The 14,069-nt window shown below is 71.4% G+C and carries 13 protein-coding genes; 8 read left to right on the plus strand and 5 right to left on the minus strand.

What is annotated here, in order from left to right; translation table 11 throughout:
• Positions 1-15: 15 nt before the first annotated feature.
• The 4 genes from ACFC0G_RS29775 (at position 16) to ACFC0G_RS29790 (ending at position 4,092) form a co-directional block, all read left to right on the plus strand.
• Positions 16-879 (plus strand): helix-turn-helix domain-containing protein, encoded by an 864-nt coding sequence (locus ACFC0G_RS29775; protein WP_376408870.1) that lies wholly within the window; start codon positions 16-18, stop codon positions 877-879.
• A complete protein-coding gene (locus ACFC0G_RS29780) occupies positions 876-1,130 on the plus strand; it encodes a DUF397 domain-containing protein (RefSeq protein ID WP_376408873.1) in 255 nt (84 codons plus the stop codon). Before ACFC0G_RS29775 ends, ACFC0G_RS29780 begins: the two co-directional genes overlap by 4 nt.
• Before the next feature lie 56 nt (positions 1,131-1,186).
• Positions 1,187-3,397: an FG-GAP repeat domain-containing protein gene (locus tag ACFC0G_RS29785; RefSeq protein ID WP_376408876.1), complete on the plus strand. Its 2,211-nt coding sequence runs from the start codon at positions 1,187-1,189 to the stop codon at positions 3,395-3,397.
• A 71-nt stretch (positions 3,398-3,468) separates the two neighbouring features.
• Positions 3,469-4,092 carry an HAD family hydrolase gene (locus ACFC0G_RS29790; protein ID WP_376408878.1) on the plus strand — a complete coding sequence of 208 codons (624 nt, stop codon included), beginning with the start codon at positions 3,469-3,471 and terminating at the stop codon, positions 4,090-4,092.
• Positions 4,093-4,559: 467 nt separating this feature from the next.
• On the opposite strand, the gene ACFC0G_RS29795 is transcribed toward ACFC0G_RS29790, so the two are convergent.
• From ACFC0G_RS29795 to ACFC0G_RS29805, 3 genes are all read right to left on the minus strand, one after another.
• Entirely contained in the window at positions 4,560-5,441 is an 882-nt protein-coding gene (locus tag ACFC0G_RS29795) for an alpha/beta fold hydrolase (protein ID WP_376408881.1), read from the minus strand.
• Positions 5,442-6,087: 646 nt separating this feature from the next.
• Positions 6,088-6,924, minus strand: a complete 837-nt coding sequence (locus tag ACFC0G_RS29800) for an alpha/beta fold hydrolase (protein WP_376408884.1) — start codon at positions 6,922-6,924, stop codon at positions 6,088-6,090.
• 62 nt (positions 6,925-6,986) lie between these two features.
• Positions 6,987-7,658: a DUF4097 family beta strand repeat-containing protein gene (locus tag ACFC0G_RS29805; RefSeq protein ID WP_376408887.1), complete on the minus strand. Its 672-nt coding sequence runs from the start codon at positions 7,656-7,658 to the stop codon at positions 6,987-6,989.
• 358 nt (positions 7,659-8,016) lie between these two features.
• Here ACFC0G_RS29805 and ACFC0G_RS29810 point away from each other — a divergent pair, with 358 nt between their 5' ends.
• Positions 8,017-9,999, plus strand: a complete 1,983-nt coding sequence (locus tag ACFC0G_RS29810; protein ID WP_376408890.1) for a protein kinase — start codon at positions 8,017-8,019, stop codon at positions 9,997-9,999.
• 106 nt (positions 10,000-10,105) lie between these two features.
• On the opposite strand, the gene ACFC0G_RS29815 is transcribed toward ACFC0G_RS29810, so the two are convergent.
• Both ACFC0G_RS29815 and ACFC0G_RS29820 read right to left on the minus strand, forming a co-directional pair.
• Entirely contained in the window at positions 10,106-10,507 is a 402-nt protein-coding gene (locus tag ACFC0G_RS29815; RefSeq protein ID WP_376408893.1) for a Zn-ribbon domain-containing OB-fold protein, read from the minus strand.
• Positions 10,507-10,956 carry a DoxX family protein gene (locus ACFC0G_RS29820; protein WP_376408896.1) on the minus strand — a complete coding sequence of 150 codons (450 nt, stop codon included), beginning with the start codon at positions 10,954-10,956 and terminating at the stop codon, positions 10,507-10,509. The genes ACFC0G_RS29815 and ACFC0G_RS29820 overlap by 1 nt, the downstream gene beginning before the upstream one ends.
• A gap of 291 nt (positions 10,957-11,247) precedes the next feature.
• On the opposite strand from ACFC0G_RS29820, the gene ACFC0G_RS29825 reads away from it, so the two are divergent.
• The 3 genes from ACFC0G_RS29825 to ACFC0G_RS29835 all read left to right on the plus strand — a co-directional run bounded on the left by ACFC0G_RS29825 (position 11,248) and on the right by ACFC0G_RS29835 (position 14,029).
• Positions 11,248-12,417, plus strand: a complete 1,170-nt coding sequence (locus ACFC0G_RS29825; protein WP_376408899.1) for a flavin-containing monooxygenase — start codon at positions 11,248-11,250, stop codon at positions 12,415-12,417.
• A gap of 118 nt (positions 12,418-12,535) precedes the next feature.
• Complete coding sequence (locus tag ACFC0G_RS29830; protein ID WP_376408902.1) at positions 12,536-13,483, plus strand: helix-turn-helix domain-containing protein; 948 nt, start codon at positions 12,536-12,538, stop codon at positions 13,481-13,483.
• 42 nt (positions 13,484-13,525) lie between these two features.
• On the plus strand, positions 13,526-14,029 hold the full coding sequence (locus ACFC0G_RS29835) for an RICIN domain-containing protein (RefSeq protein WP_376408905.1): 504 nt from the start codon (positions 13,526-13,528) through the stop codon (positions 14,027-14,029).
• Positions 14,030-14,069 lie beyond the last annotated feature (40 nt).

Below are 14,069 nucleotides of genomic sequence, written 5' to 3' on the forward strand. Positions count from 1 at the left end.
AAGAGGGCGGTACGGATGTCGGAGAACCAGGCGGAGCGGCCGGAACGGCCCTCTGAAGCAGACGGGACGGCGCACCTGTTCCGTGCGCTCGGAAAGATCATCAAGGTCCTGCGGAAGAACGCGGGCCTGAGCCAGGTGGAGCTGGCCGAGATCACGCACTGCGGCGAGGACCTGATCTCGTCGATCGAGCGGGGCGTACGGATCCCCCAGCCGGACTTCTTGTTGCGGGCGGACCCTGTGCTCAATGCGGGTGGGGTGCTGATCGCGGCGGTGGGTGACGTGCGGGAGGCGCAGGCCAAGGCACGGGTGCGGCATCCGGATTGGTTCCGGAGCTTCGCGACGGCGGAGTCTGAGGCCGTGGCCCTGCACTACTACGCAGTGCAGGCGGTGCCGGGCTTGTTGCAGACGGAGCCATACGCGCGGGCCGTAATGCACCACCGGCGGCCCGTCTGGGACGAGCAGACGATCGAGAAGTGGGTGGCCGACCGTCTGACGCGCCAGTCACTCTTCGACAAGTGGCCGCCGACGACGATCAGTTTCGTCCTGGAGGAGGCCATCCTGCGACGCCCCACCGGCGGGCGGGGTGTCCATCGCGAACAGCTGCTTCGCATCATGGAGATCGCCAGTCGACGGACGGTCCACCTCCAGGTAATGCCGCTCACGTGGGAGGAACACCCCTCGCTCGACGGAGCGTTCACGCTGCTCACGCCCAAGGGCCGACGGGAGGTCGCGTACACCGAGATCTACGGGCATCCCCGCCTGATCACCGACCCGGAAGAGGTACGCACGTACACCGAGCGCTATGGGATCATCCGGGCGCAGGCACTCAGGCCCCAAGAGTCCCTGGAGTTGATCGAGAAGATGCTGGGAGAGCTATGAGCACCGTGGAACTGGCCTGGTTCAAGAGCAGCTACAGCAGTGGCGAGGGCGGCGAGTGCCTCGAAGTCGCCTACGACTGGCGCAAGTCCAGCTACAGCAGTGGCGAAGGCGGCAACTGCATCGAAGTCGCCGCCCACCCCACCGCCATCCACCTCCGCGACTCCAAGATCCCCCACGGCCCCCAGCTCGCCGTATCCCCCGCGACCTGGTCCGCCTTCGTCTCGTACGCTGCGATCACAACGCAATCGTGAGTAACGGGCGTGGTGTTGGGTAACTCCCCGCCCGTTCCTCTGGGGGGATACACCACATGAATCACGCCTACATACCCGGCCGTCGGCTCGCCGTGGCCGTCACCGCCGTGCTCGCCGTCACCGCCGTCGGCGGGACGCTCGTCGTCGCGCCCGCAGCGGTGGCCGCCGTCACCGCCCCGGCCGCGCCGCAGGACGCGACGGACGTCACGCTTCCGGCCGGCGAGAAGCTCGTCAGCAGCGGGTCGACCGGGTTCCTGAGCTCGAAGGACGACGGCGCGGGTGGGACCGCGCTGACGTGGACGAGGTTCGACGACGGCAGCCGGACGCCGATTCCGGGGGAGCTCGCCTACAAGAGCCGCTCGGACACGATCATCACCCGTGAGGCGAATCGTTTCGTCCTGCGGGACATGAGCGTCAGCATGTTCACGTCCTACGTGGAGCCGACCGGGATCGGGACGGACTTCAAGGTCGTCGGGGCGGCCGGTTCGGTGCTCTTCCTGACGGTCCCCAACCGGTACGGGGGCGAAGATCTCTACCGGCTCACCCGCGTGAACGGCGTGCAGCAGCAGGAGAGCATCTCGGCCGTCCCCACCGCCCGCGACTTCAAGGTCGCGGCACACTCCCTCTCCACCGCGTTCGTGTTCTTCACGAAGTACAGCGTCACCGGCGGGACGTCGTACTACCGCGCGCTGACGGACATCAACGGCAATTTCATGCGGCCCGAACGGAGCACGCAGGCCTACGACCCGGCCACCGTCACCGCTGCCATCAGCCCGACGTACAGCGCCTGGACGGAGACCGTGGACGGCTTCACCCGGGTGGCCGTGGAGAAGCGGAGCGAGTTCGCCCCCTTCACGCACATCCCCCTGGGCGCGGGCACGGGCGGGGTCGTCGTCGGGTTCAATGGGGACTGGGTGCTGTACGGGGTGCCGGGCGGGCTCACCGCCTCCTCCCCCAACCCGCTGTACGCGCTCACCGCGCAGAACGTCCTCACCGGCGAGACGATGACGCTGCTCGACCACTTCACGTCCACGTCGACCGCGCCCGACGGAAGCATCTACGTCCAGGGCGGCAAGTCGACCGACGGCGAAGGGCTGTTCAAGATCGGCGAGGGGGGCTATCCCCTGACCACGCTGGTCGCGAAGACCCCCGGCGCGTCCACCTCGCCGACCGTCCTCGGCAGCACCGTCCCGGCCGTGGCGGAGCTCGACCGCAACGGCGGGCAGGTCGCCCTGGAGTGGCAGCTCTCCCGGTACAACGTGAACGTGGACGTCACCCTGCGGCACAACGTGACCGGGAAGACGTACACGAAGCGGCTCTCGCGGCCGACGGCGCCCGCGCGGCTCACGTGGGACGGGCTGCTCGCGGACGGCTCCAGCGCCCCGAACGGCGACTACACGTGGAACGTCACCCTCACGCCGACCAACGGCATCGGGTACCCGGGATACGCCTCCGGCGCCTTCAAGGTGACGCGGAAGGCCAATCCGCACGACTACAGCGACAACGGTTCGCCGGACCTGCTCGCGCGGGACGCGGCGGGCGTGCTGTGGCGGGACGACCTGCTCGACTGGCCGGTCGCCGGTCAGGTGACGCCGGCGAAGCCGCGCGTGAAGATCGGTCCGGGGTGGAACACGTACAACCTCGTCGAGGCGGCCGGGGACATCGCGGGCAGCGGTGTCGGCGACGTCATCGGGCGGGACACGGCCGGCGTGCTGTGGACCTACCTCGGCAAGGGCGACGGCACCTTCGGGACCCGGATCAAGGTCGGCCCCGGCTGGGGCGTCTACAACAAGCTCGCCGGCGGATCCGACCTGAACGGCGACGGCAGGGCCGACCTCGTCGCCACCGACGCGTCCGGCGTTCTGTGGTTCTACAAGGGCACGGGCAGCCCCAGCGCTCCGTACGCGGGCCGCGTGAAGATCGGGCCCGGCTGGGGCATCTACAACCAGCTGACGGCCGTCGGGAACATCGCCGGGGGCGTCGCCGGGGACCTCGTCGCCCGGGACGCGGCGGGCGTGCTGTGGCTGTACCTGGGGAAGGGCGACGGAACGTTCGCGGCCCGGACCAAGATCGGTACGGGCTGGGGCGCGTACAGCCAGCTCGTGGGTGTCGGTGACGCGAACAACGACGGGCGGCCCGACCTCGTCGCGTACGGGTCGGCGGGGACGCACGTGTACCTGGGGACGGGTTCGTGGTCGGCGCCGTTCACGAAGACGACGACGTCGCTGTACGCGGGCGAGGGAACCAAGTTCACGTCGGTGTCGTGACGCCCGCCTGACCCGGTACGGGTCAGGGCCTGCCGGTCGCGCCTCGGATCGCTCGTCGTAGCATCCGGGGCGTGACCTCCCAGAACTTCGTTCTCTTCGACGTCGACGGCACCCTCATGGACGCCGTCGCCAACCAGCGCCGCATGTGGCACGAGTGGGCCGCGCGGTACGGGCTCGACGGGGACGAGGTGTACGCGGTCGCGCTCCGGACCCGGCCCGTCGAGACCTTCGCGGCCGTCGCCCCGGAGCACGATCCGGACGCGTGCCTCGCGCTGCTGCACGAGCTGGAGGACGAGGACGTCCGTACGGGGACGTACACGGCCTTCGACGGCGCCGCCGAGCTGCTCGCCGGGCTTCCGGCGGACCGGTGGGCGATCGTCACGTCGAACTACGAGCACCGGGTGCGGGGGCGGTTCGAGCGGACCGGGCTGCCGCTGCCGGGGCTCATCGTGGACGCGGCCTCGGTGACCGAGGGGAAGCCGTCCCCCGTCCCGTACCTGCTGGCGGCCGAGAAGCTGGGCGCGGACCCGGCGGAGTGCCTGGTCGTCGAGGACGCGCCCTCCGGGGTCCGCTCGGGGCTCGCCGCCGGAATGACGGTCTGGTCGGTCAACGGCCCGGCTGCCGTGGACGGCGCCCACCGCCACTTCCCGACCTTGGCGGACGCGGCGCCGCACATCCTGGCGTCTCTGAGCTGACTCGGGGCGGGCCTGCTTCGTGGGCTTCTGGTGGGACCGCCCTCTCTCCGAGAGTCGCACCTTCCACCACCGCGTCAAGGGCAAGTCGGCTCCGCCGATGGCCTTCGGCCACCCTTGACCCGGCGGCGGAAGGTGCGCAACAACTCTCGGAGGGCGGTCCGGGGGCCGGGGTCGCCGGGGCCCGGGCATCGGCGGGGGTCGGATGAGCGGGTGGCGGGCCGGTGGGTGGGGGCTGGGTTCGCGGTCGGGGCGGGTGGGCGCCTTCCCTTGGCTCGGGGTGCGCGGTCGTTGAATGGGGCAGCCGGGCTCGGCTTAGCGGCGAACGTCCGTCCCTTGGCTGGGATTCAGGCCCCGCTGGTCACTCCTGGTGGGTGGGGGCATGCCGAGGCGGGCACCGATTCGCCAGGAACCGGATTCCTCCAGCGCGCTCGGCGTCGCCCAGGCCGCGGGTGCTACGGACGACGTACTCAGCCGGTGTGGGACACCACGGCGTCGATGAGCTGCGACCAGAGTTCTCGGGGACGGTCGTGACCCATGTCGGGGATCAGCAGGAGTTCCGCACCGGGCACGAGCTCCGCGGTGCGCCTTCCGCCGCTGGGGTCGATCAGCGTGTCGTCCAAGCCGTGGATCACCAGCGTCGGCACCCGCAGTTCGCGGAGGGCGTCCGCGCGTGAACCGCTGAGGATCATCGCGGCGAGCTGTCGGCCGAGCCCCGCGGGGTAGTACGAGCGGTCGTAGCTTGCGGCGGCCAGTTCACGCAGCGCCGCGGCGTTGCCGTAGCGCTTGGACGCCCACACCAGTTCCTTCTCCGCCGCCGCGACGTATCCCTCGCGGTCTGCGGGCTTCGGAGTGGACAGCGCCGCCTGGGCCTCCGGGCTGGACCGGCCGTATGCGTTCTCGCCTGTCGAGGACATCATCGACGTCAGGGTCAGCACCCGCTCGGGGGAGGAGAGGGCCATCGTCTGGGCGATCATTCCGCCCATCGAGGAGCCGACCACGTGGGCGCGTTCGATGCCGAGCGAAGTGAGCAGGCCGAGTCCGTCGTCGGCCATGTCGTTCAGCCGGTAGGGGGCCATCGCGAGGGCGGCGGGAGTGTCACCCGAGCTGACGGTGGCGATGAACTCGCCCGTGTCGACGGGGTGATCGTCGAACTTGGTGGACAGCCCGCAGTCACGGTTGTCGTAGCGGATCACGTAGCGGCCGCTGTCCGCCAGCGCCCGGCAGAAGTCCTCGTGCCAGCCGAGCATCTGCGCACCGAATCCCATGACGAGCAGGACGGGTGGGTCCCCGGGGTCGCCGAAGCTCTCGTACGCGATGGATACCTCGGGGGACACGACAACGTTCGGCATGCATGAAGCCTGCCATGGGTCCCACCATGAAGCGCACCCATAAATCCGGCGCGTGACCTGCGCCTCTCCTGTCGATCCCCCATGATCGGCCGGGCAGAGCCCAACCCGCAGCTACTCCCAGTAACAGACGCGAGAATAGCGGGCATTGGGGACATCTCACCCCCATCGGGCCGAGAAAGTGCACGAATGTCTCGCCGCCCGCCCTCACGCACCACTGGCCACCGGCCACCGACCACCGACCACCACCCACCGGGAATGACCAGCGGGGCCTGAATCCCAGCCAAGGGACGGACGTCCGCCGCTAAGCCGAGCCCGGCTGCCCCATTCAACAACCGCGCACCCCGAACCCGACCGAAGGGACTCACCCTCCCCCGCCACTGACCAAGCCCCCACCCACCGGCCCGCCACCCGCCATCCAGCCCCGGATACTGCCCGGGCCCCCGCGTGGCCACGCCCCCGGCCGCCCTCCGAGTGTGAAAAGGCGGCCTCCGCCGCCGGGTCAAGGGTGGGCGCAGCCCATCGGCGAAGCCGACTTGCCCTTGACGCGGTGGCGGAGGCCGCCACACTCGGAAAGAGGGCGGCCGCACCAGAAGCCCGTGGGGGACGTTCACCCCTGGGGCCTGGGCGACCCGCACCCTCCTGCGGCTCACGCGGTCTGACCGTCGGTGGCGCCGGCGATGGCGCGTGCGGCGTCGGCGACCGCGCGGAAGTCCTTGCGCAGGATCTTGGAGTGGTTGCTGGGGACCTTGGCGCTGAGCTGGATGTTCGGGTTGCGGTCGGTGACGGGGGTGAGGTTGCTGCGGATCTTCTCCATCAGCTTGGGGTCGCCGCCGAGGTTGCCGCCAGTGGCGAGGACGTAGCGGGTGGGGACGGTGATGCGGTCGAAGACGGGGTCGAGGACGGCGGGCGCGCAGAGTTCGTTGACCTCGATGTTGATCTCGGCGTGCTGCTCGGCGCTCATCCGGGCCGCCATGCCGATGCGGCGGGCGACGGGGAACAGGGGGCTGAGACGGCGGAACAGCTTGCGGACCTGGGTCTTGGTGGCGTCGTCGAGCCAGGAGTGGGGCAGGGCGCCGTCGACGGACACGACCCCGGCGACGCGGTCGGGGTTCCGGGCGGCGAAGTGGACGGCGAGCATGGCGCCGTAGGACCAGCCGACCAGGATCGCGCTCTCGATCCCCCGGGCGGTCAGGACCGCGTCGAGGTCACGCAGGCACGCTTCGAAGGAGTAGTCGGCGGACAGGTCCGACTTGCCCCGGGCGCGCTCGTCGTAGGTGATGTGGCGGTAGTCGCCGCCGAGTTCGGTGATGACGCGGCGCCAGTGGGACTGGTCGGCGTAGGAGCCGTTGAGGTAGACGACGGGGCGGCCGGGGCCGCCGGTGTCGGTCACGGCGAGGGCGGTGTCGTCGACGTGGACCATGCCGGTCCACGCGGCGACGGACTGCGGGGTGACGGCGGCTGCGGTGGCGGTGTTGGTGGTCATGGCGTGGTCCTCTTTCGGCGTGTGCGTACGTAAGGGGGTGGGGGTGAGGGTGGGAGTGGGAGTCAGAGGCTGCGGGCGATGATGTCGCCGTGCGCCGTGGTGGCGTGGATGTTCAGAACGGCGGCGGAACCCTCGGAGTTCTGAAGGGTGTTGGTGATGCGGCCGTAGGTGGTGCCGGCGTCGAGCGTGGCGGAGACGCCGGTCGCGGCGCCGACCTCCAGGTCGCCGGACTCGGTGCGCAGGACGACCGTGCCGCCCTGGGCCTCGCCGATCCGGATCCCGCCCTGCTGGGTGCGGAGCTCGGCAGCGCCGCCGAGGCGGCCGATGGTGATGTCGCCGGCCTGGAGGGTGAGGTGCGCGGCGGCGGTCTCGTCGAGGTTGACGGTGCCCTGGGCGCTGTCGAAGGTGACGTCGCCGAGGCGTCCGACGCTGTGGAGTTCGGCGGCGGCGGTCTTCGCCTCGACGCGGGAGCCGGCGGGGAGGTGGACGGTGACCTCGACCTTTCCGGAGGTGCCGAGGATCTTGTTCTTGGCCTCGGCGGCCTCGATCCGCAGGACGCCGTCGGCGTAGGCGACCAGGACCCGCTCGGCGGCCTTCGTGTCGTTGCTGTTGGCGGCGTTGGCGGGGAGGACCTCGACGGTGGTGTCGGCCCGGTCGGCGGCGATGAACCGGATGAGGCCGGCGGGGATGTCGAGGGTGGTGACGATGGCGGCGGGGGTCTGGAACTTCTGCATGGCGTTCTCCTTGTTTGCGGCTTTCGGACTCACTGTCCGCGCCGTTTCCGACAAGGGAAAAGCTACGTTGCGTTCAAAGATCGAGCAACACACGCGCCGCACCCAAACCCCATAATCGCAGGTCAAGGCCAAGATTTCATTGCAACCATGATGCGGCCTAACGCAACAACCAACACCTTGACGTTGCAATGGATTGAGAGTGAACGCGCCGTCGCCGCCACCCCGGCCGTTCAACCCCCGTACAGAAACCCACACTTGGCTTCCGTATAGATGTGAATAACCCTCAGCTAATGTGTGGCCCATGCAGGGGGAACTGGAAGACCACTCTGGTGTGGGCAGTCTCGACGGCAGCGGAGCCATGCCTCTGGAAGCGGGGGATCCCCGTCAGATCGGGGCGTTCCGGCTGCTCGGTGTGCTCGGCTCAGGAGGCATGGGGCGGGTCTATCTCGGCGCCGTGCCCGGGAAGTTCGCGGCGGTGAAGCGGGTCCTTCCCGTGCTCGCCGAGGACGCCGACTTCCTGAGCCACTTCGGGCACGAGCTCGACAACCTCGCCCGGCTGCCCGCCGGGGCCAACACGAAGCTTCTCGCGAGCGACCGCACGGCCAAACCGCCCTGGTTCGCCACCGAGTTCATCCCGGGCATCACGCTCAGCGAGGCCATCCGGCTGAACGGCGGCCCGCTGCCCGGGGAGTCGCTGTGGCGGCTGCTGCGGGACGCGGCGGCCGGGCTGCGGGTCGTGCACGGCGCCGACATGGTGCACCGCGACCTCAAGCCGTCCAACGTCATGCTGACCGGCGACGGCCTCTCCCTCATCGACTTCGGCGTGGCCCGCGCCGCCGACCAGAGCCGGCTGACCAAGACCGGCATGGTCATCGGGACCCCCGCCTACATGGCCCCCGAGCAGGCCGTCGCCGACCGGCAACTGACCGGTGCCGCCGATGTGTTCGCGCTCGGGAGCCTGCTGCTGTACGCGGCGAACGGGCGGCCCCCGTTCGGTGACGGCTCCGGGCCGGACCTCCTCTACCGGGTCGTCCACGGCGAGCCCGACTTCGGGCGGCTCACGGAGACCGACCCCGAGCTCGCCGCGCTCGTCCGGACCTGTTTCGCCAAGGACCCGGCGGACCGGCCGACCGCCGCCGAGCTCGTCGAGCGGGCCACCGAGGGGGCCGCCGGGGCCGCGTGGCCCACCGCCGTCGCCGAACGCATCGGCGAGCGGGCGGTCTTCGCCGCCGGGGCGCCCACCGCCGAGCACCTCGCGGAGCTGGAGCGGATCGAGCCGGCCCAGGACGTCGCGACCGCCTCGCTCACCCCGCAGGGCGGCAAGGAGCCCGCCACCGCCTCCCCCGACGCCGTCTCCGTCACCGGGACCGCCGCCGGCGGCAAGCGGGTACGGCGGAATCGCTTCGTCATGTTCGCCGTGCCCGTCGTCGTCGCGACCGGCACCACCCTGACCGTCGCCCTCGGCCCGTACGAGATCGGCCGCCTCGGCGCGTCCCCCGACACCTCCGGGTCGCCCTCCTCGGTCGCCTCGCAGCCGGCGCCGGGCGACCCCGCGCCCGTACCCACGTCGTCGTCCGGGAAGCCGGGCACGTCCGCCTCCCCGTCCGCGTCCTCCTCCGCCTCGGCGGGGCCGTCGTCCGTGCCTCCGGGCGGGTCCACGGCGGCACCGCCGCCCGGCACGGGTGACGGCGGGGGCGGGACGGTACCCGGCGACGGGAGCGGCTCCGGGAGCGGCTCGGGCGGCGGGGCGGGCAGCGGGTCCGAGTCCGGGTCCGGGTCGAAGACGACCAGTCCGGGCGGCGGCGGATCCACCACGACCAGTCCCGGCGGTGGCGGTGGCGGGGGCGGGGGCGGGTCGACGACCACCCAGCCCCCGCGCACGACCACCCAGCCCGCTCCCCCGCCGCCCCCGCCGACGACCGGCGGTTCGACGCCCTCGGGGACGTACTCCATCCAGAGCGTCTCCAACGGGGAGTGCCTGGCCGAGTCCAACCCCGGGTACGCCATCATGGCCAACACGGCCCCGTGCGGCGAACCGCCCAGCAGCGGCACGATCTCCTACGCGTGGACCTACACGTCCAACGGGAACGGCACCTTCCGGCTGGTCAACAGGGCGACCGGCCACTGCCTCCAGCCGGGCGGGACACCGGGCTTCACCGCCAAGGCCTGCAACGGCTCCAGCACCCAGTCTTGGAAGATCAACACCAAGACGTCCGCCGGCATGACCATCAAGAACATGGACAGCGGCCAGTGCATGGTCGCCGGCCCGCCGTTCATGATGTCGTACACCTGCGACCCGAGCATGAAGGCGCAGCTCTGGCGGAACATCTCGCCCGCCTGACCGATCGCCTCCCCGCCGACGCCGCCGCCCAGGCCTGGGCGGCGGCTTCAGGCGACGGCGTCAGGCGACGGCTTCAGGCGACGACTTCAGGAGGCCTCAAGAGGCTTCAGGCGCCGCCGCCCGTGAAGACCGGGACCGTCATCTCGCCCTCCGCACGGAAGGCGACCCGTAGTTCCATCCCGATCCGGAGGTCCACCTCCGGCACGTCCACGATCTCGGTCATCATGCGCGGGCCCTCGGCGAGGTCGACGACGGCCGCGACGTACGGGACGCGCTCGCCGAAGGGCGGGAGGTCGTTCCGGTGGACGACGGACCAGGTGTAGAGCGTGGCCCGGCCGCTCGCCGGCTCCCAGCGGACGTCCTCGCTCCAGCAGTGGGGGCAGAACTCGCGCGGGTAGTGGTGGGTCCGGTCGCAGGCCGCGCAGTGGCGCAGGAGCAGCCGTCCTTCGGCTGCGGCGTCCCAGTACGGGCGGGTGAAGGTGTCGACGTCGGGGTCGGCGGCCGTCATCAGAAGAGTCCGATCGCGGAGTCGAGGGACCAGGTCTGCCAGGACAGGGCGAGAAGGGCGACCAGGGAGATCAGCGCCATCATCGCGTTCTGCCCCTGCTCGGCCCAGTCGTGGATCATCAGGACGAGGTAGAGGAGGTTGAGGAGGAGGCCGCCGACGAGGGCGACCGGGGTGAGGAAGCCGACGACCAGGCCGAGGCCGAGGGCGAGTTCGGCGTAGACGACGATGTACGCCATGGCCTTGGGGCGGGGGGCGACGACGGTGTCGAAGCCCTTCTTCACCTGTGGCCACTTGTGCTTGGCGGCGACGTCGGCGGCCCAGGCGATGCCGGTGCCGCGCTCGAACCAGCCTTTCCTGTCCTTGTGTCGCCAGCTCTCCAGCCACCACAGGCCGAGGCCGATGCGGAGGACGGCGAGCCATTCGGCGCCGGTGAGCCAGACGGTCTGCATGCGCGCCCCCTCGAGGAGTCGTATCTGACGGTACGTCAGTTCAGCGCAGGCGGGCCCCGCGCGCAAGAGGCCGGCGCGAGGAGTGCGCGCAAGGAGCGGACACAAGGGGCGGGCGGGAGTCCGGCCCGGAGCCGGGGCGGAGCCCGCCGCGAGCCACGGCGAGGCCGGCGCGGAGCCGCGACGGAGCCGGACCGGAGCCACGGCGGGGCCGGCGCGCACGTGACCGATTCGCAACCGAAATCCCTCTTGGTCGAGACCCACTCCGTGTACACGTCATTACGCTCAGCATTCATGGTCACCACCCCCCAGCAACCCTCCACCCACCCCGTGTACGTCATCGGCGGCGGCCCCGGCGGACTCGCCGTCGCCGCCTCCCTGCGCGAGCGCGGCGTCCGGGCCGTCGTCCTGGAGAAGTCCGACGCCGTCGGCGCCTCCTGGCGCACCCACTACGACCGGCTGCGGCTCCACACCACCCGGCGGCTCTCCGGCCTCCCCGGCCTGCGGATACCCCGCGCCTTCGGCCGCTGGGTCGCCCGCGCGGACATGGTGCGCTACCTGGAGAAGTACGCGGAGAAGCACGAGCTGGAGGTCGTGACGGGCGTCGAGGTCTTCCGGGTCGAGCGGGCGGGCGCGGAGTGGGTCCTGCACGCGACCGGCGGGCGGCGGCTCACCGGGCGGGCGGTGGTCGTGGCCACCGGGTACAACCACACCCCGCACCTGCCGGAGTGGCCGGGCCTCGACGGCTACGAGGGCGAGCTCGGCCACGCCTGCGGCTACCGCAACCCCGGCCCGTACAAGGGCAGGGACGTCCTCGTCGTGGGCGCCGGGAACACCGGGGCGGAGATCGCCGCCGACCTCGCCGAGGGCGGCGCCGGGCGCGTACGGCTCGCGGTGCGGACCGTCCCGCACCTCGTGCGCCGGACGACGCTCGGCTGGCCCGCCCAGCGGTCCGGCATCCTGATCCGGCGGCTGCCCGCCGGCCTGGTGGACCGGCTGGGCGCGCTCGTCGCGAGGTTCGCGACGCCCGACCTCACGGCGTACGGCCTGCCCCGGCCGGACACGGGCCTCGCCACCCGGCAGCGGGCGGGCGCGATCCCGGTGCAGGACGTGGGCCTGATCGACGCCGTACGGTCCGGGAAGGTCGAGGTCGTCGCCGCCGTCGACGCCTTCGAGGGCGGCAAGGTGCTCCTCGCGGACGGCACCCGGATCGCTCCGGACGCGGTGATCGCGGCGACCGGGTACCGGCGCGCCCTGGAGCCGCTCCTCGGACACCTGGACGGGGTGCTGGACGGGCACGGGCGGCCGGTGGCGCACGGGGCGCGCTGCCCGCGCGAGGCGCCGGGGCTGCACTTCACCGGCTTCACCAACCCCATCAGCGGCATGTTCCGGGAGCTGGCGCTGGACGCGGAGCGGATCGCACGGCGGATCGCCCGGTCGGACAGGCGCGCGGGCCGCGGGTGACCCGCCCCGCAACGGCCGTCGCGTAACCGCCCGCTCCCCGCCTCCCCCTGGCCGCCGGGGTAGCCATGCGCATCTCCCCCTTGCAGAATTGGTCTAGACCTGGCAAGGGGGATGAGAGATGCAGCAACACACGTGCTCCCGGGGCGACTGCGAGCTGGTCCTGGTGCAGGCGGACGCCCGATTACGGCCCGGCGTCATCGGCTACGGCGCCTACCGCCTGACCGGAGCGGAACCGCAGCAGTGGTACTTCGCGGCCAACGGGAGCGTCTCCGTCTTCCTCACGCTCGACGGGGAGATGTCGGCCGGTCACACGGGAGACGGGGAGGACGCCACCACGGGACTGTCCCGGCCCTCCGTGTTCTACGGGACGCACGCACGCCCCAAGATCCTCCGCCGCCAAGGGGCCGTCGAGGGGGTCGAGATCAGCGTCCTCCCCTGGGTCGCCCGCCGGCTCTTCGACGCCTCGATGGACGATCTGGCCGACACGGTGGTGGACGCGGACGCGGTCGTGGGGCGCCGCCTGTCCTTCCTCGCCGAGGCCGTCAGCGAGGCCTCCGACTGGCGTACGCGCTTCGGCATCCTCGACCGGCAGCTGCTGCGGTGGACGGCGCGCGCCGACAGCGCCCGCCACTCCGCCCCCGCCCCGACAGTGCTGCGCGCCTGGGACCTGATCACCGGCACGGCGGGCACCATGCCCATCCACGACGTCGCGGCCAGGGCGCAATGGAGCCGGCGGCAGCTGGAGATCCGGTTCCGTGAACAGATCGGGCTCACGCCGAAGCGCCTGGCGCGCGGGCTGCGCCTGGACCGGGCCATCGCGCTGCTGTCGGCAGGCCTCAGCCAGGCGGACACCGCGTCCGCCGCCGGCTTCAGCGACCAGCCGCACCTCGCGCGCGAGTTCAGGACGCTGACCGGCATGCCGCCGGGGCGCTTCCTGCGCACCCTGACGCTCGGCTGCTCGTGGCCGACGATCCCGCAGGACCCCCTCGCTTGCTTCGCTTTTGTCCAAGACCCGGAGGGAGGGCCGTCGCCAGACTTTCCCCACGAGGAACGCACCGCCTCCTGAGCGTGCGACCCACCCGCACTCATCCTTCGAGGGGAATCCGCAATGTCTCGTTCTCTTGGACGCGTCTCGGCCGTGGCCGCCGGTCTGGCCGCTCTGGCCACCACGCTCATCGCGGGCGCGCCGTCCGCCTCCGCCCTGGGCACGTCCACCTACGCCTGGGGCACCGACAACAAGTGCCTCGCCATCTACGGTCAGGCGCCGCCCCAAGGAGCCCCGGCGGTCCTGTGGGACTGCAACGGCAACCCGGACCAGCGGTGGACCCACGTCGCCGCGGGCGAGGGCTACGTCAAGCTGGCGAACGACAACAACGGCTGCATTGACATCCCGAACAGCTCCAGGGAGTGGGGCGTCCAGGCGATCCAGTGGACCTGCCACAACGGTCACAACCAGCAGTGGAGGGTCGAGCCGCTGGCCGACTCGAGCTTCCGCCTGCGCAACAGGGTCTCGGGCCTCTGCCTCGACGCCTCGGGCTACGGCGGCTCGAACGGCACTCCCCTGATCCAGTGGGAGTGCAACGGCGGCAACAACCAGCGCTGGGCCTTCTGACCCGCCCCCGGCGGAAGGGTCCACGGGGCCCTTCCGCCGG

Source organism: Streptomyces sp. NPDC056169, from assembly GCF_042268445.1.
In the GTDB taxonomy this organism is placed as follows: Bacteria; Actinomycetota; Actinomycetes; order Streptomycetales; family Streptomycetaceae; genus Streptomyces.